The sequence below is a fragment of the Pseudomonas sp. BF-R-01 genome, from assembly GCF_019946615.1.
Taxonomy (GTDB): domain Bacteria; phylum Pseudomonadota; class Gammaproteobacteria; order Pseudomonadales; family Pseudomonadaceae; genus Aquipseudomonas; species Aquipseudomonas migulae.
On record NZ_JAGYFX010000015.1, the window covers coordinates 48524 to 73519 of the forward strand.

Below are 24996 nucleotides of genomic sequence, written 5' to 3' on the forward strand. Positions count from 1 at the left end.
AACCAAAGACTACCCCTAACTTTACCCTCTAAATGACCGGATTCCAGAAGATTGGACAAGAATCCGACGGAATGCTAAAACGAAAAAACCCGCCAGAAGGCAGGTTTTTCAAGGCTTCCAAAGAACTCAAAAGCGCTCTGTGGAATGCAAGATGGTGCCCGAAGCCGGAATCGAACCGGCACGCCCTTACGAGCGGGGGATTTTAAGTCCCATGCGTCTACCAGTTTCGCCATTCGGGCGGTAGCGCGGTCAGGCAGTCTGATGGCTGACAAATGATGATCTGTCAGTTCTGACGCCTGTGCAGCAGAGGACGAAATATATACATCCCGTCCCGGTGAAGCAAGTTTGCAAACGCCCATTTCAAGACTAAATCTTGCAGGGCAACGCAAATAAAAAAGCTCCGTAAATCATCGATCTACGGAGCTTGTTTAAAGTGGAGGCCGAGGTCGGAATCGAACCGGCGTAGGTGGATTTGCAATCCACTGCATAACCATTTTGCTACTCGGCCTCAAACATCTGATGTCATGTAGCACAACACCAAACGCGTACAGTCTTGGAGAAGATCTAGATCTAACTCCTTGAAAACATTGAGCTTTTTCAGCGGTCAGTGCTTTCGATGGCGTGAATTATGTACTGATTTCCGAAGGCTGGCAACCCCTTGATTTCAAAAAAAATTTGCCGGGTGCTTTGCATGTTGCGACGCAGGCTCAACGCTTCGCCCGCGCGCGCCAATACGGCTTCAGCATGCCCCCGGCCCGCTTAGTGCCCGCGAATGTAGTACTCCAACTGCCGGATCAAATCGGCCTGCTCGACAATTGCCTCTTTGACCAGGTCGCCAATCGACAACAACCCGATCAACTCGCCGCTATCCAACACCGGCAGATGCCGCAGGTGGCTGTCAGTCATGACTTCCATACAGCGCTCGATGCTCTGCTGACTGTCGGCTGTCACCACCGGCGCGCTCATGATGTCGCGCACCGGCGTGCCGACCGAGGAGCGTCCCTGTAGAACGACTTTGCGCGCATAGTCGCGCTCGCTGATAACGCCGACCACCTGCCCCGCTTCGATGACCGGCAGCGCGCCCACATTCTTCTCGGCCATCATTTTCAGTGCTTCAAGCACCATCTGGTCTGGCGCAATGCTATGCACGTGCTGGTTTTGCACGACCTTCAGTTTCAGCAGCTGTGCGGCTGTTTTCATGGTTGCCTCCGCTATCGTTGCTCATTGCCGATGCTTGACCTCAAGCCAGCCCGACTTCCACCACGCCGCCGTTAAGCCGCACCGGCCAGACCCGCAAACGTTGCTGCGGGTACTCCAGGCAACTGCCGTCCTCAAGACGGAAATGCTGTTTGTAGATCGGTGAAGCAACCACGAGGTCCCCCTTGATGCTGCCGACCAGCCCGCGCCCGATGACGTTCGCCCCGGATTGCGGGTCATGGTTGTCGATGGCGTAGAGGCTTCGCCCCTCCGCGCCCGGCAGGTAGAACAGCGCCACTTGTGCGCCGTCGAGCCACACGACGACGCCGGAGTTAGAGACAAGGTCCTGCTGCTCGCACACGTTTTGCCAGACATCGCTGTCGGCCAGGGAATCGATGCGTTGGGTAGTGGACTGGCTCATCAGGCAATCTCCTCGGTGACAGGGATCAGGTTGAGTTCGGCGGCCATGATCGGGCGCCGTTGGCCGCGTTCCTGGACAAAATGGATGTCCGGGTCCGGGCGTTTATCGTTGACGAAGGTCCGGAAGCGCTTGAGTTTTTCCGGGTCTTTGAGGGCGTTGGCCCACTCGCATTCGTAGCGGTCGACCACCAGTTGCATCTGCGATTCGAGTTCGGCGCCGAGCCCGAGGCTGTCGTTGATGATCACCTCTTTGAGGAAGTCGAGGCCGCCCTCCAGGCTTTCGCGCCACACCGAGGTGCGTTGCAGTTTGTCGGCGGTGCGGATGTAGAACATCAGGAAGCGGTCGATGTAGCGGATCAGCGTGGCATCGTCCAGGTCTGTGGCGAACAGCTCGGCGTGGCGCGGGCGCATGCCGCCGTTACCGGCGATGTAGAGGTTCCAGCCCTTCTCGGTGGCGATCACGCCGACATCTTTGCTCTGGGCTTCGGCGCACTCACGGGTGCAACCGGACACTGCGAACTTGAGCTTGTGCGGCGAGCGCAATCCCTTGTAACGATCCTCGATGGTCAGGGCCATTTGCACGCTGTCCTGCACGCCATAACGGCACCAGGTGCTGCCGACGCACGACTTCACCGTCCGGGTCGATTTGCCGTAGGCGTGCCCGGTTTCGAAACCGGCTTCGATCAGCTCGGCCCAGATGTCCGGCAATTCATGCAACTGCGCGCCGAACAGGTCGATCCGCTGACCGCCGGTGATTTTGGTGTAGAGGTCGTATTTTTTCGCCACGACACCGATCGCGATCAGTTTGTCGGCGGTGATTTCGCCGCCGGGAATGCGCGGCACCACCGAATAGGTGCCGTTTTTCTGCATGTTGGCCATGAAGGTGTCGTTGGTGTCCTGCAACGGCACCAGCGATGCATCCATGATCGGCTGGTTCCAGCACGACGCGAGAATCGAGCCCACGGCCGGTTTGCAGACGTCGCAACCGGTGTGGCCACGGCCGTGTTTGGCCAGCAGTTCTTCGAAGGTGATGACCCCTTCTACGCGGACCAGCGCATACAGTTCCTGACGGGTATAGGCAAAGTGTTCGCACAGGCTTTTGTCGACACTGACGCCCCGGGCGATCAACTCATGTTCGAACACTTGCTTGAGCAGGCCGGCGCAGCCACCGCAGCCGGTGCAAGCCTTGGTCTGAGACTTGAGCAGGCCCAGGTCGGTGCAGCCGCCATCGATGGCCGAGCAGATGGAACCCTTGGTGACGTTGTGGCACGAGCAAACCGTGGCCGATTCGGGCAACGCGCCCGGGCCCAGGGTCGGCGCGCCTTCGGATGACGGCAGGATCAGGCTGGCGGGTTCCCCCGGCAAGGCAATCGCGTTCTGCATGTATTGCAGCAGCGTGTCGTAGTAGCTGTTGTCGCCGACCAGCACCGCGCCGATGACATGCTTGCCCGAGGCATCCACCACCAGCCGTCGGTAGCTGGCCGTGGTTTCGTCGATGAACTGATAACTGCGTGCGCCTGGCGTGTTGCCATGGGCATCGCCGATGGAGCCGACGTCAACGCCCAGCAGTTTGAGTTTGGTCGACATGTCGGCGCCCAGAAACGGCTCGGCCGTGTCGTTGCACAGACGTGCCGCCACACCGCGCGCCATCTGGTAGCCCGGCGCGACCAAGCCAAAAAGACTGCCGTTCCAGGAGGCGCATTCGCCGATGGCGTAAATGTCCGGATCGCTGCTCAGGCATTCGTCATTGATCACTACGCCGCCGCGCGGGCCGATCTCCAGCGCGCATTGCCGGGCCAGCGCATCTTGTGCGCGGATGCCCGCCGAGAACACGATCAGGTCGGTTTCAAGAAACTCGTCATTGGCGAAGTTCATGCGGTAGCGATATTCCTCGCCCGCGCTGATCGATTGAGTAGAGCGCGACAGGTGCACACCGACACCGAGTCTTTCGATCTGCGACTTGAGCGCAAGCCCACCCATTGTGTCTAGCTGCACGGGCATCAGGCGCGGGGCGAATTCCACCACATGCGCTTCCAGGCCGAGGCTTTTCAGGGCATTGGCGGCTTCAAGGCCCAGCAGGCCACCGCCGACCACGACGCCGCGTCGGGCATTGGCTGCTGCGGCACGGATCGCATCGAGGTCTTCAAGGGTTCGATACACCAGGCGCGAATCGCCTTCGGCACCTTCGACTGGCGGCACAAACGGATAAGAGCCGGTGGCCAACACCAACTTGTCGTAAGGGATGCTGCCTTGCGCGGTAATCACCTGGCGACGGGTGCGGTCGATTTCCAGCACCGGCACACCCAAATGCAGGGTGACGCCCGGCGTCTGGTAAAGCGACGCATCGGACAGCGCCAACGATTCGGCATCACGCCCCGAGAAGTACTCGGACAGATGCACGCGGTCGTAGGCACGCATCGGCTCCTCGCTGAAGACGTGCAGCCGATACTGGTCAAGCGCGCCCCGCTCAATCAACTGCTCGACGCAATGATGTCCGACCATGCCATTGCCGATCACGATCAGCGTTTGCACTTTGTTCAACGCGGCAACATTGGAATTCATAAGAAGCACCCGGCTAAAACGGTTCAAAAAGCAAAAAAAAACGCCTGAAACCTTGCGGTTCCAGGCGTCTTTGCCTGTTCTTTTGCGGTGTTAGCACCAGACGTCTATGCCTGATCCACCGATGTTGCCCATGATTCGATCGTCGTTGACCGAGGGGGCTGCCCACTCGACTGCGTTTATGGTGGGCCTGTCCGGTGTATTGCAGTGTTTGTGCCAGATCGCGAAAACGCTGATTGCTCAGCGTTTTTCAGGCGCGAGCAGCGAACAGGCTCCAGACTTTTGCCTTCGCATAGTGCAGACCGAGGCCTCACGGCTTTATAAAAGTGCATTCATGGGCATTACAGGTATTTGAGCCAGGCGATGTCGCGACGTCGGGCCTTCAGCCCGGAGAACCACCGGACCGGGCGATAAAGCGCAATGGCCAACAGGATTGCGGCGATCCAAACCGCGCCTACCGAGTCGAAACCGAAGTACGCGCCCTGATTCAATCCGAACAGCGCTACAGCGATGAGATACAAAACCTTCAGTGCGTAAAGGTGCAACAGATAGAAGAACATCGGCGCTGATCCAAACACCGTCAAGGGACGCAACCATCGACTCTTCTGCAAGTGCTCAAACCAGAGAAGCAGCAAGCATCCGAGACTCAGGGTCAGCGCAATAAACAGCAGCGACGGCGGGTATTTGGTGATGTTGAAAAAACTCATCAGTGTTTGCACGGACGTATCGCCAACGCTCCATGGCTTCTCGCCATAGCCGTTGAGCAGCCGCAGTGCGACGAAACCGGCCAGCCCCAAAACGCCACACAGCAGCAATTTGCGTTGGCGCCCCGTGGCCTGCGCCGCTCGCCCGAACCACGGGCCCATGGCGTAACCCAAACCAATGACTCCTATCCACGGCAGCACCGGATAGGACGTGCGCAGCCGAAACCCTTCGGACAGTTCGATCCAGCCGCGATCATGGAGAATCGCCCATGGCACGTGCATCGCCGATTCGATCGGAAAATGCAGACCGTCCAGCACGTTGTGACCGGCGATGATCGCCAGGCTCAGGAGCAGCAACACCGGACGCGGCAGCCAGACCATCACCGACAGGGCCAGCATGCTCAAGCCGATGGCCCAGATCACCTGCATGTAAATGACGGTCGGCGGAAACTGGAACGTCCAGGCGAAGTTCACCAGGGTGAACTCAAGCACCACCAGAAACAGCCCTCGCTTGAACAGGAAGCTGCAAACGTCGGCCTTGCCGGCGTACTTCTCACCGTACAGCCAGGCCGACAGACCGGTGAGCAGCACGAAGACCGGCGCGCATAAATGAGCGAGCGTGCGACTAAAAAACAGCGCCGGCTCGGTCGTGGTGATGTCCATCGGATCGGACACTTGCCGATGCAGGAAAAAGGTTTCGCGAACGTGATCGAGCAGCATGAACAGAATCACCATGCCCCTCAATGCATCGATGGAAAGAAGCCGGCCAACTGCCGTGCCGGTGGAGCGAGAAGGTGCAAGGGTCATGGATGTTTCACAACGCAAGGGGTGAATAAACGTGTCCCGCAGGACAGCCTGCCGGGCACCTTATATTGTTACCCTATAACATCTCAAAGCATTTTTTTAGTTTGTGCACATTTAGAAGGAAACCATGTAGGAGCGAGCCTGCTCGCGATGGTCGTTAACGAAAACGCGTGTTGCCTGGGTAAACGCAGCGTCCTTTAAACCATCGCGAGCAGGCTCGCTCCTACAGTGTTAATGTTGAAATGTTTTGTTTCATTAATCAGACACCTGCAAAGGAATGCCTTCAACAATGGACTTCTCACTCAAGCACCTGGCCGCGACAACGTTGATGCTGGCCAGTCTTTCGTCGTTCACCTCAGCAGCGCACGCCAACATCACCCCGCAGCAAGGCGCGGCCATTCTCAAGACGTTCAGTGACGCATCGATCACGGATTTCAGGCAGTTCCTGACAAGCGTGGCCAAGAGCGACCTGGCCAAAACCGACGACCTCGGCACGGCAATCTCTGCCTTCCTCGACAACAAGAGCCTTTCCGCCGACCAGCAGAACGAAATCCATCGCCTGCTCGGCCTCTATGCGCGGGTGAAATACGGCAGCGCCGCCACCGAGACGCTGCGCGAACTGGTGGCCATCCCGACCTTCCGCGTGGACGGCGTTGCCCAGCACGACAACCCTGAATTCATCAAGATCGCCGACAAGATCAAGAGCCTGGCCCAGGCCTTCAACCTGACCTTTCGCAACGTCGACAACCGCGTCTATGAAATCTCCCTCGAGGGGAGCGGCGATGAAGTGGTGGGCATTCATGCCCACGCCGACGTGGTGCCCGTGACACCGGAAAACTGGGTCCTGAAAGACGGCACCCGCCTCGATCCGTTCAAGGTCACCCTGATTGGCGATCGCATGTATGGCCGTGGTACCGAAGATGACAAAAACGGCATCGTGGTGGCGCTCTACGCCATGAAAGTCATCAAGGAAGAAAAGCTGCCGCTGGCGAGGAATTTCAAACTGCTGGTGGACACCACCGAGGAAACCAGCGGCGACGCCATCCCCTATTACTTCGAACACAACCCCACACCGAACTACAACCTGGCGCTGGATGGCGGCTACCCGGTGGTGATCGCCGAGAAAGGCTACGGCACCGTCATGGCCAACTTCCCCAAGCGCAAGGCTGACGGCAAGGGTGCTGAAATCGTCTCGATGACTGGCGGCCTGGCCACCAACCAGATTCCGTCGGCGTCGGTCGCCACCCTGCTGAGTGACAAACCCGCCGAGCTGGCCGCCAGCCTGCAAAAGGCCGGTACCGAGTACGCCAAGCGCAATGGCGGCGACTTCGAGGTGACGGCCAAGGTCGTCGGCAAAGACGTCACGCTGACAGTCACCGGCGTTTCCGCCCACTCCTCCGAGCCCGAGTCCGGAATCAACCCGGTGGCGAGAATGCTGGTGTTCATCAACAGCCTCGACGGCAAGGTCGCCCTCAAGCACAACCACATCACCGACGCGGCCCGCTACGCTGCCGACAACTGGGGGCTCGATTATCTGGGTGGCAAATTGGCGGTCGGTTTTTCCGATGCGTTCATGGGGCCGTTGACCACCTCCCTGACCTTTGTCGGGATGGATGAAAACACCTTCAAACTCGCGGTCAACCTGCGCGTACCGAAGGGCAAGTCCCCGGAAGTGCTCAAGCGCGAAATCGCCGACAAGCTGGACGCCTGGAGCAAGAAATCCCAGGTTGCGGTGGCCTTCGATTACTCGATCGCCGAACCGATGTACCGCAATCCCGAGGGTGAATGGGTCAAGGCGCTTCTCGCCGTGGCCAGCGAAAACCTGGGCATGGAACACAAATTCGGCACCTCGGCCGGCGCCACTTCGGTCCATGAACTGCCCAACGGCGTGCAGTTCGGCCTGGCCCGACCCGAAGTCAAATACACCGGCCACACCGACAACGAGTTCAAGACCGTCGACCAGTTCCTGCTGGACCTTCAAATCGTGACCGAGATGTTCGGGCGCATCGGCCAGCTGCCAAAACTCTAAGCCCTCCCCTTCGGACCCGCTGCTCTGGCGGGTCCGACGTTTACAACGTCCTGACCCACTTTCCTGAAGCAGTCTTTTCACGCCTTGCCATCATCGTTGCCTCCAGAGCAACGATCTCTGAATAAAGTTGCTCTTGCTGCCATTGGTCAATGGAGCGAGCATCGCTCTCGACACCGGAGCGGCTGCGAGCGCCACATCCTGCCGGCTGTCTTACCTCCCCCGCACGCGCACAAGCCCCGACAGAGGGCCTACGGGAGAGTCATGTCTAATAAAAACAAGAGTTAAATTATGACCAGAGACAAAGGCAAACTGTGTGTACTGCTGTTTACCGGGGCTGGCGCCAACCTTGCCCAAGCCGCCGACAGCGGATTCGTCGAACAGTCCACCGCTACCCTGCAAACCCGAAACTATTTTTTCAGCAGAGACTTCTCCGATATCCGAGGCTCGGAAAAATCGATGGCTCAGGAATGGGCCCAAGGGTTCATCCTCAACTTCAAATCCGGCTACACACCCGGGCCGGTAGGATTCGGCCTGGATGCCATCGGCAAATTCGGCATCAAGCTCGACAGCAGCCCGGACCGGGTCAACTCGGGGTTATTACCGGTCAAGGACGATGGCCATGCCGCTGACAATTATGGTCGTCTCGGGTTGGCGGCGAAGATGCGCGTTTCCAAAACCGAGCTGAAGGTCGGTGAACTGCAACCCAACCTGCCGACACTGGTCTTCAGCGACATCCGTTTGCTGCCACCGGCCTATCAGGGCGCGAGCATTACCAGCAGCGAAATCCCCGGCCTGACGCTGCAAGCCGGGCATTTGACCTCTACGACCCTGCGCAATGAAGCCGGCGAGAGCAAACTCCAGGCGTTGCTGGGCAACAAGCCGCAACGGCAAGTGTCGAGTGATGCCTTCAACTACGTGGGCGGCGATTACGCGCTCAACAGTAACCGCACCACCGTGAGTGCCTGGCATTCCCGACTGGAAGATATCTACGAGCAGAACTTCTTCGGTTTGAAACACAGTGTGCCGGTGGGCAGTTGGGTGCTGGGCGCCAATCTTGGCTACTACGACGCTCAGGAAGAAGGTCGCAAACTGGTAGGCAAGGTCGACAACCAGTCCTTCTTCTCGTTGCTATCGGCCAAGCTCGGTGGCCATACGTTCTATGCCGGTTACCAGGGCATGTACGGCGACAGCCCCTTTCCTCGCGTGTTTCTCAATGTCAGCGCCCTTGGCAACGAACTGCCGACCTACGAGTTCGTCTCTACCCATGAGCGCTCCTTTCAACTGCGCTATGACTATGACTTCGCGGCCCTCGGTGTGCCTGGCCTGCTAGCCAGCACACGTTATGTCACTGGCGACAATGTGAAGACGGGGATGGGCTATGAAGGCAAAGATCGGGAGCGTGACCTCGACCTCAGTTACACCTTCCAGGCAGCCCCATTGAAAGGCCTCGGCGTGCGAGTGCGCAATGCGGTGGCACGCTCCAACTACCGCACGGATATCAACGAGAACCGACTGATCATCAGTTACACCTGGACGCTGTTCTGATTTCTAAAAACAAGTGTGGGGGCGAATCACTTCGCCCCCACAGGTTTTACTGTTACCCGGCCTTCAACTGACTTCCACGGTCATCTCGATTTCGACACAGGCACCCAACGGAATCTGTGCCACACCGAATGCCGAGCGCGCGTGCTTTCCCTTATCCCCAAACACCTCGGCCAGCAGCTCCGAGGCGCCGTTCGTGACCAGATGCTGCTCGGTGAAACCGGACGTTGAATTCACCAGGCTCAGCACTTTGACAATCCGCGTGACCCGATTCAGATCGCCAAGATGCGCGTGCAGCGTCGCCAACAAATCGATGGCGGTCAAACGTGCGGCCACATAGCCCTCCTGTGTCGTCAGCGTTTCGCCCAGCTTTCCTGCCCAGACTTTGCCGCCTTGCTTCGCGATATGGCCGGACAGGTAAACGACGTTGCCACTCTGCGCACTCATTACATAGGCAGCAGCGGGAGCGCCGGTGGTGGGCAACTCGATACCGAGGTCTTTCAGGCGGGTATAAACATCATGTTCAATCATGGGTTTTCCTCGAATAGAACGTGCCAACGCCCGGAACTTCCGGGCGCTGGGCTAGTTGAAAAACGGTTGATCCGGTTGTTTAGCCGGGTATCGATTCGCGGCTGAAGGCGTCGACTTCCTGCACCAGGCTCTGCGCTGCCATCATCACCAGAGCACGGCCTTTGTCCGGGTTGGCCAGGGACGGATCCGAACCCATGCGGCCATCCGGATGGCGTGCGCGGAAATCCAGTGCTTCGCGAATCGGCCCCCACGGAGCGATCTGCGGCGAGTACTCGGCGGACTTGATGGAATCCGGGTAGGCCCATTGGGTCACGGCAATTTCGGACGGCGTGGCATGAATGCCGTGCCCCTCAGGAAACTGCTCCCGCGCCAACTCACCGATTCCCTCCAGATCCCACCAATTACACAATTTCAGCGCGAACCCCGCAGGGCGTCGAGCGAAGCTTGCTTCGGCGTAGAGCTCCGAGAACGCCGCTTCAATCGATGCGACGTTGCCGCCGTGGCCATTGAGGAAGAGGATTTTTTCAAACCCGTGAGCGGCCAACGAACGCACCCAGTCGCCAATGGCCGCGATGAACGTCGAAGGACGAAGTGAAATGGTCCCGGGGAATCCAAGATGGTGTTGGGCCATGCCGATGTTAAAAGTCGGCGCAATCAGGATGTCTGCCGACTTCTGCGCTTCGCACGCAATGATTTCGGGGCACATCCAGTCGGTCCCCAAAAGGCCGGTCGGACCGTGTTGTTCATTGGAGCCGATCGGGATCACGATGGTGCGGCTGCGTTCAAGGAATTTCCCGATCTCGGCCCAGGTCGATAGGTGTAAAAGCATGTGGGTTTTCTCTTTAAAAGGGTTCCTTTCGGAACACGACTGATCAAGTGGGAGGCGGTTGATCAACCCGCGCTGAATTCAGAAACCGGGCGCTCACGCGGTTGCCGTTTGGTGGCAAGGATCACGAACGCTGCACACAGGAAGACGCAGCCCACAACGACGATGCCGAGATTGGCGCTGCCGGTTGCCGTTTTTGCCCAGCCAATCACCGCAGGCCCCCAGAAGCCGCCGGAAAGCCCGATGGTGTTGATCAAGGCAATGCCTCCCGCCGCCGCATCACCCTTGATGTGCTCGGAGGGCATCGCCCATAACACGGTGTAGGCCATGAACATCATGGCGGTCGCCACGGTCAGCAGAACCAGCGACGCCATCAGGTTGCCGTCGGCAAAGGGATACATGAGCAACAGGATGGCGCCAATGCCCGCAGGGACTGCGCAGTGGTAGCGTCGTTCGCCGACCCGGTCGGACCGACGCCCTATCCAGTACATGCCGCATGCCGCCGCGACATAAGGAATTGCGGCATACCAACCCAGCTGCATGGTGTCGTTGACGCCCTGAGCCTTGAGGATTGCCGGCAGCCAGAAACTCATGGCGTAGATCGAGAAGATGATGCAGAAATAGGCTGACGCGAGGATGTAGATTTTCGGGTCGCGCAACACCGCCCGGAACGAATGGGCTCGCCCCGACGATGTACCGAGTTCACTCTCCAGCAGTGTCCTTTCTTCAACACTCAGCCATCGGGCCTCCGAGGGCCGATTGGAGAGTACGAAATAGGTCAGGATGCCAAGGAACACGCAAGGCAGACCTTCAATCAAAAACATCCATTGCCAGCCGGCCAGACCGCCGACGCCTTCGAACGTGGTGATCAGCCAGGCAGACAGCGGACCGCCGATAATGCCGCCGATGGGGCCGGCAATAAACACGATCGCAATGGCCCGCGCCATACGCTTCGGGCCGTACCAGCAAGACAGGTAATAGATCATGCCAGGGGCAAAACCGGCTTCGAATACGCCCAGCAGAAAACGCATCGCATAAAACATCGGCACGTTGCGCACAAAGAGCATGCAGGCCGATGTGATGCCCCAACACACCAAAATGCGGCTGAAGGTTTTTCGCGCCCCCACCTTCGGCAACATCAGGTTGCTCGGCAACTCAAACAGCACGTACCCCAGAAAGAAAATACCCGCGCCCGCTCCGTAGGCCGCATCGGACAGTCCGAGATCATTTTGCATCTGCAATTTGGCGAAGCCGACGTTGATCCGGTCCAGATACGCAAAGACGTAGCAAATGAACAGGAGTGGCAACAGCCGCCAATTGAGCTTGCGGTAAAGGGCAGAAACGGCATCACTGCTTGCCGGTGTCAGTAAGGTTGACATGCGAGTCTCCAATTATTCTTGTTGGTCTGCGTTCTTGCCAAAGAATGTTGCACCGGCACCGCAGGCCCAGCAAGAGCAACTAAGTTCGTGTATCGTTGCCCTACAGGCAACACAAACTTTCTGGCGAGAGGGCCCGGGATGCGCGAGATCAACCAACAACGGCTGCGGTATTTTCATGAAGTGCTGGTCCACGGCTCGATTCGTGGCGCGGCGGACAGCATCAATACGTCGCCCTCCGTTATCACGCGCCAGATCAAGCTGCTGGAAGAGGAACTGGGCGCAAAACTGTTCGAGCGCCAGGCACGCGGCGTGCAGCCCACCGAGGCGGCGGCGCACTTGCTGGAGTTCTGGCGCGGTTATCGATCACACCAGGAGAAGCTCGAAGACCAGCTTCAAGCGATCAAAGGCCTGCAACAGGGCCAGGTGCGAGTCGTCATCAGTGAGGGCTATGTCGATGCCTTGGTCGACAACGTGCTCGCCCCCTTCTGCAAACAGTACCCCAAGCTCGATGTACGGCTGGACATCCTTCCCGTCGACGACGTGCTGAACGAAGTCGCCGAAAACCGTGCGCACATCGGCCTTGCCTACAATCCTCCGCCGCATTCGCAAATCGATTACCGCGCGACGTCATCGCAGCCAGTAATGCTGCTGGTTCGCCCTGATCATCCGTTGGCAGTGCGAGGGGGAACGGCAACCGTCGAGGACATACTCACCTGCCGACTGGTGCTGACGCCCCCCACTTTCGGTATCGGGCATGCGATCAAGATGCTTGAGTACGCCGAGAAAATCGAAATCCGCCCGGCACTGGTCAGCAACTCCCTCGCCGCACTCAAGCGCCTGGTGGCCTCCGGAGATTTCGCCTCGTTACTCGGCGAATTCGCTGCCTACCGGGAAATCGAACAAGGCAGCCTCGCGGCAGTACTGATCGACCATCCGCTGTTTCTGGGCGTGGAAGCGAAACTGCTGGTGAAGTCCGGCCGACCGCTGGCAGCGCCGGCTCAGGAGCTGCTGAACTGGATGTTGCAGCGCTTGCCGATGTTTGGGTCGGGTGACGGAATCAGATTGGCTTCTCGGTGATCTCAGCGCTGTTTGCTGATAGGCGCAATGAAATCGCTGGAATGAAAAAAGAGGCTGATGCCTCTTTTTCTAATGCCAACCAAAAAAAACGCACAAAAAAAAGCGCCACTCATTGAGTGGCGCTTTTTCTGTATTTGGAGCGGGAAACGAGACTCGAACTCGCGACCCCGACCTTGGCAAGGTCGTGCTCTACCAACTGAGCTATTCCCGCGTCTTGGTGGTGCGCATTCTATAGAATCCAGAAGCTCCGTCAACCCCTTGATTCAAAAAAGTTTTATTTATTTTTCCACATCGGTCTTCAGATGCGGCCAGGCAGCCCGCAGGTATTGAACCATGGACCACAATGTCAGGCCCGCAGAGATCATCAGCAAGGCGTAACCCACCAGGACCCAGAACGTGAAGTCCGACGGATTTGCCAGCAGGATCACCAGCGCCAGCATCTGCGCGGCAGTTTTCCATTTGCCCAGGTTCGACACGGCAACATGAGCACGAGCGCCGAGCTCGGCCATCCACTCGCGCAGTGCCGATACCACGATCTCGCGACCGATGATCACGGCAGCCGGCAGCGTGAGCCACAAATTACCGTGTTCCTGCACCAGCAGTACCAGCGCCACGGCGACCATCAGCTTGTCGGCCACCGGATCGAGGAACGCCCCGAACGGCGTACTTTGCTCCAGACGACGAGCCAGGTATCCGTCCAGCCAGTCTGTGGCGGCGGCAAACGCGAAGACCGAAGCGGACGCCAGGTAGCTCCATTGGTAAGGCAGGTAGAACAGTAAAATGAAGATCGGGATAAGCAGGACGCGTAGAACGGTAATCAGATTAGGGATATTCATCGGCACAACTGGCTACGAGGTGAGGGGGCATTCTACTCGCTGTGCAGATTTGCATAAATCAACTCTGCGAGCTTTTTACTGATCCCGGGTGCTTTGGCGATCTCTTCGATGCTGGCACGAGACAGCTCCTGCAATCCACCAAAATGTTTCAACAAATCGCGCCGACGGGTCGGACCCACCCCGGCTACACCCTCAAGCGTAGACGTACGGCGCGTTTTGCCACGACGGGCACGGTGTCCGGTAATTGCAAATCGGTGGGCTTCATCGCGGATCTGCTGGATCAAATGCAGCGCCGGAGAATCGCCACGCAAGGTAAATTCATGGGCGGCATCGTTGAGGTACAAGGTTTCGAAACCGGCCTTGCGCGTCGCCCCCTTGGCCACGCCCAGCAGAATCAGGTCGGGCACCGCCAGTTCATTGAGCACATCGCGCGCCATGGACAACTGCCCCTTGCCGCCGTCCACCAGCAGAATGTCCGGCAACTTGCCCTCCCCGTCCTTCAGTTTGCTGAAGCGCCGGGTCAGGGCCTGGTGCATCGCGGCGTAGTCATCGCCGGGCGTGACGCCCTCAATGTTGTAGCGCCGGTAGTCGGACTTGATCGGGCCTTCAGGGCCGAACACCACGCAGGACGCCACGGTCGCTTCGCCGCTGGAGTGACTGATGTCGTAGCACTCGAGGCGCTGCGGTGGCTCATCCAGTTTCAGCACGTCGGCCAGGTCATCGAAACGTGCCGCTACGTGTTGGCGGTTGGCCAGGCGCGCGCCCAGTGCCTGTTCGGCATTGGTCACGGCCAATTGCTGCCAGCGTGCCCGCGTGCCACGAACCCTGTGACTGATGCTCAGCTCACGACCGCGCAGCTCTTCGATGGCCGCGATCAGGGTCGGGAAGTCTTCGTGAACCACGTTGACGATCAGCTCGCTCGGCAAGTCGCGCTCGGGGCTGCTGACGAAGTACTGACCGAGAAACGCGGCCATGACTTCGGAAACGTCTTCCTCAATGCCCACCTGCGGAAAAAAATTCTTGCTCCCCAGCACCCGACCGCCGCGCACGCTGATCAAATGGACACAGGCACCGCCCGGATTGACGAACGCGGCGATGACGTCGACGTCACCGGTCCCGCCTTCCATGCTCTGTTGATCCTGGACCCGGCGCAGCAACGAGATCTGGTCGCGCAGTTCGGCGGCACGTTCGAATTCGAGGTTGATCGCCGCCTCTTCCATGCCGGCGGACAATTCATCGGTCAGCGCATTGCTGCGCCCTTCGAGGAACATCACCGAGTGACGAACGTCCTCGGCATAAACTTCGGGCTCCACCAGCCCCACGCACGGCGCCTTGCAGCGCTTGATCTGGTATTGCAGGCATGGGCGTGTGCGGTTCTTGTAGTAGCTGTCTTCGCACTGGCGAACGAAAAAGGTTTTTTGCAGCAGGCTCAGGCTTTCGCGAATCGCCCCGGCGCTGGGATAAGGGCCGAAATATTTGCCCTTGGCCTTTTTCGCCCCACGATGAATGCTCAGGCGCGGGAACTGACCGTCGGAAAGAAACACGTACGGGTAGGATTTGTCGTCGCGCAGCAGAATGTTGTAGGGCGGGCGCCATTCCTTGATCAGCGTCTGCTCAAGCAGCAAGGCTTCGGTTTCGTTGGCCGTGATCGTCGTTTCGACCTGGGCGATACGCGCCACCAGCGCAGCGGTCTTGGGCGCGAGGCCGGATTTGCGGAAGTAACTCGACAGACGATTCTTGAGATTTTTGGCCTTGCCGACGTAAAGCAGGCGTGCCTCGCTGTCGAACATGCGATAGACGCCGGGGCGTCCGCTGACCGTCGACAGGAAAGCACTTGGATCGAAGGTGTCAGTCATTTTCAGAGGCTGGCATCAACCATGCCGTGACGAACTGCCAACAGCGTCAATTCGACATCGCTGCTGATCGAAAGCTTTTCGAAAATTCGGTAACGGTAGGTGTTCACGGTTTTGGGCGACAGGCACAGTTTGTCGGAAATGATCTGGACCTTCTGACAGCCGACAATCATCAACGCGATCTGGATTTCCCGCTCCGACAGTGCGTCGAAGGGCGAATCGTTGGTCGGCTGAAAGGATTTGATCGCCAGTTGCTGGGCAATCTGCGGGCTGATGTAGCGTTGCCCGGCAAACACCAGGCGGATGGCCTGGACCATTTCCGGCAACCCGGCGCCTTTGGTCAGGTAGCCCGCGGCCCCGGCCTGCAACAAACGTGTAGGAAACGGATCTTCCTCGCACACGGTGACCGCGACGACCTTGATATCCGGATGACTGCGCAACAGTTTGCGCGTGGCTTCAAGACCGCCGATACCCGGCATCTTGACGTCCATCAGCACCACATCGGGTTTCAACTCACGCGCCTTGAGCAGGGATTCTTCCCCGGACTCAGCCTGGCCGACTACTTGCAGGCCATCGATGTCAGCCAGCATTCGTGTAATGCCTGTACGAACGAGATCATGGTCATCGACTACTAGCACCCTAATCAAGCAGACACCTCGCGATATGGTCTTATTGAGTTGCCGACACCTTAGCAAAAAGCAACTGGCAGACCTAGCGGCAAGCGTCATATAAAAAGTTTCAATACATCTTGAAAGGCTTGTCTCATGCGTGTTTCAGCGATGCAAGGCATCGATATCGCGCTGCATTCTCAGGAAACACTCGTCTTTGCCGACCACTGCCAGGCCCTTTCGCTCGTATAACGCTTTCGCCGGATTATTTTCAAAAACCGTCAGGCGCAATGCCGGGCGTCGTTCCTTGCACGCCATTGCCAATACCTGATCGATCGCCCAGGAACCGGCGCCCCGCCCCCGGAACGCTTCGAGCACGTGTAATTCACGGATGTACAAGGCCCTTGCGTCCCGACTCAGGCTTACATAACCCAGCCGTACATCATCACGGACGATCAGCCAGTTTTCCCGCCCCGCCCAGGCCACATCGAACGCCTCGTCCTGCCACAGCAGATCGTGCTGAATGTAATAGCGGAGCATGGTTGTACAGGTCAGTTCACGAGCAAAGTCGAGGTCTTGCGATGTCGCAGGACGTAATTCGAATCCCATCAGGCCTCCGCGACGGCGACGACGCGCCCCGTCCAGCTGTCAGCATTGCGGCGAGCAACGACCAGCAGATTGCCCGTGCCAGGTGCGGCAGCGATCAGCGAACCGTCCGACGCCCAGATGGCGCTGCGTCCTGCCGACTCCCAACCCCCCGTCGCACCGCCATGGTTGGCCATCAGCACCGCCATCGAATGTTTGACGGCATAGCCTTGCAACAACGCAGTGTCGGGGGCGTAACCATTTTCGGTGATCAGCACACCTGCGGCATACAGGTCGGCGCCCTGTTGCGCCGCTGCGGCCGCATGACTGGCGTGGGAAAAATCGGCGCACACCGCCAAGGCTATCGTATCGCCGCCGATGGTCAGGGGCGAACCGCCAGTGCCCGGCGCAAACGCTACTTCCTCGCCGGGATGCAGATGCTGCTTGCTGTAGACCTCGAGTGAACCATCGGCGCCCAGTACCAGCGCTCCAATCAACACCGGCGAATGCTCCGACAGACGAACAGGCATCCCGACTACGGTCGTTACGCCGACTTCCTGCGCAAAATCGCGCAACGGTTGCAGCACCGCATCCTCCGGAGCAATGGCCAGCTCAGCCGCCAGCCCGCGCTCGTACCCGGTCAGTGACAGTTCCGGAAACACCAGCAACTGCACGCCCTGCTCCGCCGCCACCTGCATGAAGCGTTGATGCCACACAATATTGGCGGCCAGGTCTCCGGCGATGGAGATCGATTGAGCGGCGGCGATGGTCAGCGTCGTCATGGTTCGTCCTTGTGACGTTGTGTTTTTGTTTAAACGGCGAGTGTGTCACAACCGCCGACGCACTCAAGCGATAGAAAACGCCGCCAGTAACCAATAGCAATTTCTGATTGAATCCGTGTACCGGCCTCTAGTAAGCTCGGCGCATCCATCGGAGACAGACCATGTTCAACGCCCTCTCACAGCTTCGTACCGCCAGCGCCCCGCGCTCGGTTGCGGCTGCCCGGGTGAATGTCGTTTGCGCTTCGGTCAGCTTTTATTTTGGGTATTGGTTTAGCCACTGGCGCGCCTGATACCCACACGGCGCCCACTTTAAACGGGTCGCCACCAGAGAATTCTCAACCCCCGGTCGGCCTCCCGACCGGGGGTTTTGTTTTTTCAGCCCCCACACTTTTTAGCAACAACACAGACATTTTGAGGATTCACGACATGAACTACGCCACTTATTACCGTTACGACAGTTTTACCGCCTGGCGATTTAGCAGCCTCCGCTCGGGACAGCCTGCCGCCTCCGATCGGTCACCCACAGGTGGCAAGCACACACACGCAGCCAATCCGGCCAATTGTCGAACACCCCAGTAGGGCCGAGCGCGCGGGAACGAACCCGCCGCCCGCCCAGGAAGCCTGAACATGAACTCGTCCGTCTCTGCTTTGCCGCTGTCCACCCTGAGCCCTGCCAATGAAGCGCTGACCCTGCGCCTGCCAAGCTCATTGCAACTCAAACAGCAACTGCCGCTCAGCAACGCCCTGACCCGGCAAGTCGCCGCCCACCGCGATGCGGTCCGCGCGATTCTCAACGGTGAAGACTCCCGTTTGCTGGTCATCGTCGGTCCTTGCTCGATTCACGATCCGCAGTCCGCCCTCGAATACGCCAGTCACCTCGCCCGCCTCGCCGCCGACGTCAGCGATGAAATGCTGCTGGTGATGCGCGCCTACGTCGAAAAACCCCGTACCACCGTCGGCTGGAAAGGCCTGGCCTACGATCCGCACCTGGACGGCAGCGACGACATGGCCGGTGGCCTGACCCTGTCACGGGAGCTGATGCGCGAAATGCTTCGACTCGGCCTGCCAATTGCCACCGAACTGCTGCAACCGATGGCCGCCGGGTACTTCGACGACCTGCTCAGTTGGGTCGCCATTGGCGCCCGCACCACTGAATCGCAGATCCACCGGGAAATGGCCAGCGGCCTGAACATGCCGGTCGGCTTCAAGAACGGCACCGATGGTGGCGTCGGTGTTGCCAGTGACGCCATGCGCTCGGCCGCTCATCCGCATCGGCATTTCGGTATCGACAGCCAGGGGCACCCCGCGATCATCCAGACGCCCGGCAACCCTGACACTCACCTGGTATTGCGCGGCGGTCATCGCGGCCCGAACTACGACCGCGCCAGCGTCGCCCAGGTGAACAGTGATTTGACCAAGCTGAAAATCCCGGCCCGAATCATGGTCGATTGCAGCCACGCCAACAGCGGCAAAGACCCGCTACGTCAACCGGCGGTGTTCAACGATGTGCTTGAGCAGCGTCTGCAAGGTGATCACTCGCTGATCGGGATGATGATTGAGAGTCACCTGTTCGAGGGTTGCCAGCCGCTGAGCCCGTCGCTTCAGTACGGTGTATCAGTGACGGATGGTTGCCTTGGCTGGGAGGGGACCGAAACGTTGTTGCGTTCAGCGGCGGAACAGCTGAGAACCGCACGCGGCTGACAGGCAAATGACATTCCGGAGGTAGGTCATTGCAGAACTCTGCGCTACCTCCGATTAAAGGACGTCCGGACATTCCGAAAAGGGCCTCCTGCTGATTCGAATATTCGTACATTCCCTATTCCGTTTTCACCCATTCACAGCGGCTTCTTCATACATCGCGCAAACGTCCGGGTGCTTTAGAGTGGGCCCCGGACACATCACGAACTCCCGCGAAAAGGTATGAACATGCAACGGAATGCAAGCACCCTCCACCCCATCCTGTTGGTCCACGGCCTGTTTGGTTTCGATCGGATCGGCCCTTTCGAACTGTTCCATGACATCAAGCAAACCCTCAGGAGCTCCGGCGCCAGAGTGTTCATCCCGCACCTGTCGGCTACTCATACCAATGAGGCGCGAGGTGACCAGCTTCTGGCACAGATCGAACGGGTGCTGGAAGGCACCGGTGCAGACAAGGTCAACCTGATCGGGCACAGCCAGGGAGCGCTGGCCGCCCGCTATGCCGCAGCGATAGCGCCGCAAATCGTTGCGTCAGTGACCTCGGTCAGCGGGCCCAACCATGGCTCGGAACTGGCGGATTTCCTGCGCAAGGCGCTGACGCCTGGACAGCTGCCGGAACAGGTCGCCGACACGGTGGCCACGTTGTTCGCTGACTTCCTGTCCTTGTTGAGTGGCGACCGCCACCTGCCACAAAACGCGATCGCTGCGCTCAATGCCTTGACCACCGAAGGCGTCAGCGCGTTTAACGAGAAATACCCTCAAGGACTGCCGAAGACCTGGGGCGGCAAGGGCAGCGAGCGGGTCAACGGCGTTCGCTACTATTCCTGGAGCGGAACCCTGCAGGGCAACCTCCTCGATGAAGGGCTCAACGCACTTGACCCACTGAATGGGTGCTCCCGTGCTTTTGCCAGGTACTTCACCATCGAGGCCGAGCAAAACGACGGCATGGTCGGCCGCTTCAGCTCTCATCTGGGCAAGGTGATCCGCTCCGACTATCCGCTGGACCACCTGGACAGCATCAGCCAGACAGTCGGTCGGGTTCGCAAAGACATCGACCCGATTGACCTGTACGTGCAACACGCCGAACGTCTGCGCAAGGCGGGTCTGTGAGCCGGGCGGAACTTTGAGGAGAAATAGCCTACTGAATCCGGTAGGCTGAGCACTTTACTGAACATTAGAAGGAGTATTTTTCCATGGCTAAAGCCACTGCCCGTCACATCCTGGTTGCCAGCGAAGACAAGTGCAACGAACTCAAAGCCCAAATCGAGGCTGGTGCCGATTTCGCCGAAGTTGCCAAAGCCAACTCCACTTGCCCGTCCAGCCGTCAGGGCGGTGATCTGGGTTCGTTCGGTCCGGGCCAGATGGTCAAGGAATTCGACACCGTGGTCTTCAGCGCACCGATCAACGTCGTGCAAGGCCCGGTCAAGACCCAGTTCGGCTACCACTTGCTCGAAGTGACCAGCCGTCAGGACTAAGTCATTCGCGTAGTTTCATGCACAACGGCCCGCCTTTTGGTGGGCCGTCGTGTTTCGGGTACGTGATACGACTGGCGAGGGACGCGCCGCTAGCGTACAAATTGCGGTTATCGATCACCCGGCTCTAAGGCTGAAAATGCGACTGGCTTTCCCTGTTTTGTTGTTCACTGCCGTGACCCTGCTACTGGGCGCCGCCGGTGTGAACGCCGCACCGCAACACGCGCTGACCGTCTACGGCGAACCGCCCAAGTACCCGGCCGGCTTCAGTCATTTTGCCTACACCAATCCGCAAGCCCCCAAGGGCGGCACGATGCGTCGCTCGGCGATCGAGATCGGGCATTTCGACCATGTCTTGCCTTATATAGACAAAGGCATCGGCGTGACGCAGATCGACGGTTTGATCTATTCGCCGCTGGCTCAGCGCTCGCAGGACGAGCCTTACACCGTGTACGGTCTGGTGGCGCAGAAAATGGAGCGCTCGGATGACGGGTTATCGCTGCGTTTCTACCTCAACCCCAAGGCTCGCTTCGCCGACGGCAAGCCGATCACCGCCGAAGACGTGCGTTACACCTTCGACCTGCTGATGACCCAGGGCAGCCTGCGTTATCGCACCCAGTTCGCCGACGTCAAAGGCGTCGAGGTGGAATCCCCGCTGACGGTGCGTTTCGACTTCAAAAGCAATGAAAACCGCACCCTGCCCCTCGACATCGCAACCTTGCCGGTGTTTCCCGAACACTGGTGGAAAACCCGCGATTTCGCCAGCGGTGGTGGTTACGAGCCACCACTGGGCAGCGGCCCGTACAGGGTGGGCAAGGTCGACTCCGGGCGCAGCATCACCTTCGAACGCAATCCGGACTGGTGGGGCAAGGACCTGCCGGTCAGCCGTGGGCTGTACAACTTCGATCACTTCAGCATCGAGTACTTCGGTGATACCGATGTCGCGCGTCAGGTGCTGCGCGGTGGCGCCTACGACTACAACCGCGAATTCTCCGCCACCGCCTACTCCATCGGTTACGAAAGCCCGGCCCTCAGTGACGGTCGCCTGCAAAAGGCACACCTGGCCAGAGAAGCGCCGCAATCAGCCCAGGGCTTTGTGTTCAATCTGCAGAACCCGATGTTCCAGGACCGCCGTGTCCGCCAGGCACTGGTGATGCTGTGGGATTTCGAATGGAGCAACCGGCAGATGATGCGCGATATGTATATCCGCCAGCAGAGTTTCTTCTCCAACTCCGCCCTCGCCGCCCGCAGCCTGCCGGATGCCGCCGAACTGGCGATTCTCGAACCGCTGCGCGGGCAGATCCCCGACGAGGTGTTCACCAAAGTCTTCGAAGCGCCGAAAACCGACGGCAGTGGCGTGATCCGTGACAAACAACTGCAAGCACTGGATTTGCTCGAACAGGCCGGCTGGAAACCCGATGGCGATCAATTGGTGAATGCCGAGGGCCAGCCGCTGAGCTTTACCTTCCTGGTCAGTCAGAACGGGATGGACCGTTTGCTGTTGCCTTACAAGCGCACGCTGAAGCAGATCGGCATCGACCTGAACATTCGCCGCATCGACTCCTCCCAATACGTCAATCGCCTGATGTCCCGCGATTACGACATGATCGTCACCGGCTACCCGGTCACCACTTCGCCGGGCAACGAGTTGAATAACTATTTTGGTTCGGCAGCGGCCAACGATCCGGGCTCCAACAACTATATGGTGTTGAAGAACCCGGCGGTCGATACGCTGGTCAACGGTCTGGTGCGCGCCACCACCCAGGCCGACATGTTGCACTACGCCCATGCCCTCGACCGGGTACTGCAATGGAACTATTACTGGATTCCCAACTATTACCCGCCGGGCAGCTCGACCGTGTGGTGGAACCGTTTCGGCATTCCCAGCGTGCAAGCAGCCAATGACGAAGCCATCGAGAGCTGGTGGGAAGTGAGCACCACGCCGCTGACCAACCAACAGATGACCGCCGAACTGATCAAGCGTGGCAAACCCGGAGGGCCGCACTGATGTGGGCTTATATTCTGCGGCGCCTGCTGCTGATCATTCCGACCCTGGTGATCATTCTGCTGGTCAACTTCGTCATCGTTCAGGCCGCGCCAGGCGGCCCGGTTGAACAAGCGATCGCGCACCTGCAAGGCATCGGCGGCGCCAGCGTCGGCGGCGGTTCCGGTGAGGTCATGAGCGGCAGTTCGCGAGCCAGTCGCGGCCTGGACCCGCAACTGATCAAGGAAATCGAAAAGCAATACGGCTTCGACAAACCGGCCCATGAACGCCTGTGGTTGATGCTCACCAGTTACGCGCGATTGGACTTCGGCAAAAGCTTTTTCCGCGGTGCCACGGTCACCGACCTGATCCTAGAAAAAATGCCGGTGACCATTTCCCTCGGGCTCTGGGCCACGCTGATCACCTATCTGGTGTCGATCCCGCTGGGCATCCGCAAAGCCGTGCACCACGGCAGCCAATTCGATATCTGGAGCAGCACCGCGATCATCATTGGCTACGCGATGCCGGCGTTCCTGTTTGCGATGTTCCTGATCGTGGTGTTCGCCGGCGGCACATCGCTGAACTGGTTTCCGGTGCGCGGCCTGGTCTCGGACAATTTCGACTCGCTGTCCACCGTGGGCAAGATCGCCGACTATTTCTGGCACCTGGTATTGCCGGTCACGGCGCTGGTCATCGGTGGGTTTGCCACATTGACCATCCTGACCAAAAACTCCTTCCTCAATGAAATCACCCGCCAGTACGTGGTCACGGCGCGCGCCAAAGGCATGAGCGAACGTCGCGTGCTGTACGGCCACGTGTTCCGCAACGCCATGCTGCTGGTGGTGTCGGGCATTCCCCAGGCGTTCATCAGCGTATTTTTCGCCGGCTCGTTGCTGATCGAGGTGATCTTCTCCCTCGATGGCCTGGGCCGCATGAGTTATGAAGCGGCGGTGTCGCGGGATTATCCGGTGGTGTTCGGTTCGCTGTTCATCTTCACGCTGTTCGGCCTGCTGATAAAACTGGTCGGCGACCTGTGCTACACGCTGGTCGACCCGCGTATCGACTTCGCCGCGAGGAATGCCTGATGTTCAAGCTTTCGCCGTTGGCGCGCCGCCGTTTCGACCGATTCAAGAAAAACCGCCGTGGCTGGTGGTCGCTGTGGCTATTTGTCGGCCTGTTTTTGCTGACCCTCGGTGGCGAGCTGATCGCCAACGACAAACCGCTGGTGGTCAGTTATCAGGGCTCGTTGTACTTCCCGGCGTTCAAGCGCTACACCGAGCAGGCGTTCGGCGGGCAACTGCCGTTCCAGGCGGATTACCGCAGTGACTATGTACAGAAGCTGATCAAGAAGGACGGCGGCTGGCTGATGTTTCCGCCGATCCCGTTCAGCGACGACACGCCCAACTACGACCTGAACAAACCGGCACCGAGCCCACCGTCGAATGTGAATTGGCTGGGCACCGACGACCAGGCTCGCGACGTGCTGGCGCGGGTGATTTTCGGCGCGCGAGTGTCGATTCTGTTTGCGCTGATGCTGACCTTTGTCAGCGCACTGATCGGCATCGCCGCCGGCGCGCTGCAAGGCTATTACGGCGGCTGGGTCGACCTGATCGGCCAGCGTTTGCAGGAGGTCTGGTCGGGTCTGCCGGTGCTGTACCTGCTGATCATTCTGTCGGGGTTTGTCGAGCCGAATTTCTGGTGGCTGCTGGGGATCATGGCGTTGTTTTCCTGGCTGGCACTGGTGGACGTGGTGCGTGCCGAGTTCCTGCGCGGGCGCAACCTCGAATACGTCAAGGCTGCGCGGGCACTGGGCCTGACCGACCGCAAAGTCATCGTGCGGCACATCCTGCCCAACGCGATGAACGCGACGCTGAGCTACCTGCCGTTCATTTTGACCGGGGCCATTTCGACGCTCACCGCGCTGGACTTCCTCGGTTTCGGCATGCCGGCCGGCAGCGCCTCGCTGGGCGAGTTGATCGGTCAGGGCAAGCAGAATCTGCAAGCGCCGTGGCTGGGGCTGACTGCGTTTTTCACCCTGGCGCTGATCCTGTCTTTACTGGTGTTTATCGGCGAGGCGTTGCGAGATGCCTTTGACCCTCGATCCTGACGC

21 protein-coding genes and 3 tRNA genes are annotated in these 24996 nt (G+C 59.1%); 9 read left to right on the plus strand and 15 right to left on the minus strand.

The window, feature by feature from the left end; all coding sequences use genetic code 11:
- Positions 1-152: 152 nt before the first annotated feature.
- From KGB27_RS08850 to KGB27_RS08875, 6 genes are all read right to left on the minus strand, one after another.
- A tRNA-Leu gene (locus KGB27_RS08850) sits at positions 153-239 on the minus strand.
- 195 nt (positions 240-434) lie between these two features.
- Positions 435-508, minus strand: a tRNA-Cys gene (locus KGB27_RS08855).
- Positions 509-759: 251 nt separating this feature from the next.
- Positions 760-1200, minus strand: coding sequence for a CBS domain-containing protein (locus KGB27_RS08860; protein ID WP_008029579.1), 441 nt, complete (start codon positions 1198-1200; stop codon positions 760-762).
- 40 nt (positions 1201-1240) lie between these two features.
- A complete protein-coding gene (gene nirD, locus KGB27_RS08865; protein ID WP_223554028.1) occupies positions 1241-1618 on the minus strand; it encodes a nitrite reductase small subunit NirD in 378 nt (125 codons plus the stop codon).
- Positions 1618-4179: a nitrite reductase large subunit NirB gene (gene nirB / locus KGB27_RS08870; RefSeq protein ID WP_223480409.1), complete on the minus strand. Its 2562-nt coding sequence runs from the start codon at positions 4177-4179 to the stop codon at positions 1618-1620. Before nirB ends, nirD begins: the two co-directional genes overlap by 1 nt.
- 338 nt (positions 4180-4517) lie before the next feature.
- Positions 4518-5687, minus strand: coding sequence for a DUF1624 domain-containing protein (locus tag KGB27_RS08875; RefSeq protein ID WP_223554030.1), 1170 nt, complete (start codon positions 5685-5687; stop codon positions 4518-4520).
- 286 nt (positions 5688-5973) lie between these two features.
- Here KGB27_RS08875 and KGB27_RS08880 point away from each other — a divergent pair, with 286 nt between their 5' ends.
- Together KGB27_RS08880 and KGB27_RS08885 are read left to right on the plus strand one after the other, a co-directional pair.
- Positions 5974-7713: a dipeptidase gene (locus KGB27_RS08880; RefSeq protein ID WP_223554033.1), complete on the plus strand. Its 1740-nt coding sequence runs from the start codon at positions 5974-5976 to the stop codon at positions 7711-7713.
- 288 nt (positions 7714-8001) lie between these two features.
- Positions 8002-9258 carry an OprD family porin gene (locus KGB27_RS08885; RefSeq protein ID WP_223554035.1) on the plus strand — a complete coding sequence of 419 codons (1257 nt, stop codon included), beginning with the start codon at positions 8002-8004 and terminating at the stop codon, positions 9256-9258.
- A gap of 63 nt (positions 9259-9321) precedes the next feature.
- On the opposite strand, the gene KGB27_RS08890 is transcribed toward KGB27_RS08885, so the two are convergent.
- The 3 genes from KGB27_RS08890 to KGB27_RS08900 form a co-directional block, all read right to left on the minus strand.
- Entirely contained in the window at positions 9322-9786 is a 465-nt protein-coding gene (locus KGB27_RS08890) for a RidA family protein (protein ID WP_223554037.1), read from the minus strand.
- Between the two features lie 79 nt (positions 9787-9865).
- Positions 9866-10615 carry a creatininase family protein gene (locus KGB27_RS08895; protein ID WP_223554040.1) on the minus strand — a complete coding sequence of 250 codons (750 nt, stop codon included), beginning with the start codon at positions 10613-10615 and terminating at the stop codon, positions 9866-9868.
- 62 nt (positions 10616-10677) lie between these two features.
- Complete coding sequence (locus KGB27_RS08900) at positions 10678-11991, minus strand: MFS transporter (protein WP_008037095.1); 1314 nt, start codon at positions 11989-11991, stop codon at positions 10678-10680.
- A 138-nt stretch (positions 11992-12129) separates the two neighbouring features.
- On the opposite strand from KGB27_RS08900, the gene KGB27_RS08905 reads away from it, so the two are divergent.
- Positions 12130-13068, plus strand: a complete 939-nt coding sequence (locus tag KGB27_RS08905) for a LysR family transcriptional regulator (RefSeq protein WP_223554041.1) — start codon at positions 12130-12132, stop codon at positions 13066-13068.
- Positions 13069-13203: 135 nt separating this feature from the next.
- Here KGB27_RS08905 and KGB27_RS08910 read toward each other — a convergent pair.
- The 6 genes from KGB27_RS08910 to KGB27_RS08935 form a co-directional block, all read right to left on the minus strand.
- Positions 13204-13279: transfer RNA gene (locus KGB27_RS08910), tRNA-Gly, on the minus strand.
- Positions 13280-13346: 67 nt separating this feature from the next.
- A complete protein-coding gene (gene pgsA, locus KGB27_RS08915) occupies positions 13347-13904 on the minus strand; it encodes a CDP-diacylglycerol--glycerol-3-phosphate 3-phosphatidyltransferase (protein ID WP_008029556.1) in 558 nt (185 codons plus the stop codon).
- Between the two features lie 32 nt (positions 13905-13936).
- Complete coding sequence (gene uvrC / locus KGB27_RS08920; protein WP_223554043.1) at positions 13937-15760, minus strand: excinuclease ABC subunit UvrC; 1824 nt, start codon at positions 15758-15760, stop codon at positions 13937-13939.
- A gap of 2 nt (positions 15761-15762) precedes the next feature.
- The gene (uvrY, locus tag KGB27_RS08925) at positions 15763-16404 is read right to left on the minus strand and encodes a UvrY/SirA/GacA family response regulator transcription factor (protein WP_008015884.1); all 642 of its coding nucleotides are present in this window, start codon (positions 16402-16404) and stop codon (positions 15763-15765) included.
- 126 nt (positions 16405-16530) lie between these two features.
- Entirely contained in the window at positions 16531-16974 is a 444-nt protein-coding gene (locus KGB27_RS08930; RefSeq protein ID WP_223554045.1) for a GNAT family N-acetyltransferase, read from the minus strand.
- The gene (locus KGB27_RS08935) at positions 16974-17732 is read right to left on the minus strand and encodes a carbon-nitrogen hydrolase family protein (protein WP_223554047.1); all 759 of its coding nucleotides are present in this window, start codon (positions 17730-17732) and stop codon (positions 16974-16976) included. The genes KGB27_RS08930 and KGB27_RS08935 overlap by 1 nt, the downstream gene beginning before the upstream one ends.
- Positions 17733-18359: 627 nt before the next feature.
- Between KGB27_RS08935 and KGB27_RS08940 the strand changes: the two genes are divergently transcribed.
- The 6 genes from KGB27_RS08940 to KGB27_RS08965 all read left to right on the plus strand — a co-directional run bounded on the left by KGB27_RS08940 (position 18360) and on the right by KGB27_RS08965 (position 24993).
- Positions 18360-19433 (plus strand): 3-deoxy-7-phosphoheptulonate synthase, encoded by a 1074-nt coding sequence (locus KGB27_RS08940; RefSeq protein ID WP_223554050.1) that lies wholly within the window; start codon positions 18360-18362, stop codon positions 19431-19433.
- Positions 19434-19658: 225 nt separating this feature from the next.
- Positions 19659-20540: an esterase/lipase family protein gene (locus tag KGB27_RS08945; RefSeq protein WP_223554053.1), complete on the plus strand. Its 882-nt coding sequence runs from the start codon at positions 19659-19661 to the stop codon at positions 20538-20540.
- An 83-nt stretch (positions 20541-20623) separates the two neighbouring features.
- Positions 20624-20905: a peptidylprolyl isomerase gene (locus KGB27_RS08950; RefSeq protein WP_008029538.1), complete on the plus strand. Its 282-nt coding sequence runs from the start codon at positions 20624-20626 to the stop codon at positions 20903-20905.
- Between the two features lie 136 nt (positions 20906-21041).
- Entirely contained in the window at positions 21042-22910 is a 1869-nt protein-coding gene (locus KGB27_RS08955) for an extracellular solute-binding protein (RefSeq protein ID WP_223435695.1), read from the plus strand.
- Positions 22910-23971 carry a microcin C ABC transporter permease YejB gene (locus KGB27_RS08960; RefSeq protein WP_008029533.1) on the plus strand — a complete coding sequence of 354 codons (1062 nt, stop codon included), beginning with the start codon at positions 22910-22912 and terminating at the stop codon, positions 23969-23971. Before KGB27_RS08955 ends, KGB27_RS08960 begins: the two co-directional genes overlap by 1 nt.
- Positions 23971-24993, plus strand: a complete 1023-nt coding sequence (locus KGB27_RS08965; protein ID WP_223554055.1) for an ABC transporter permease — start codon at positions 23971-23973, stop codon at positions 24991-24993. The genes KGB27_RS08960 and KGB27_RS08965 overlap by 1 nt, the downstream gene beginning before the upstream one ends.
- Positions 24994-24996: the final 3 nt, after the last annotated feature.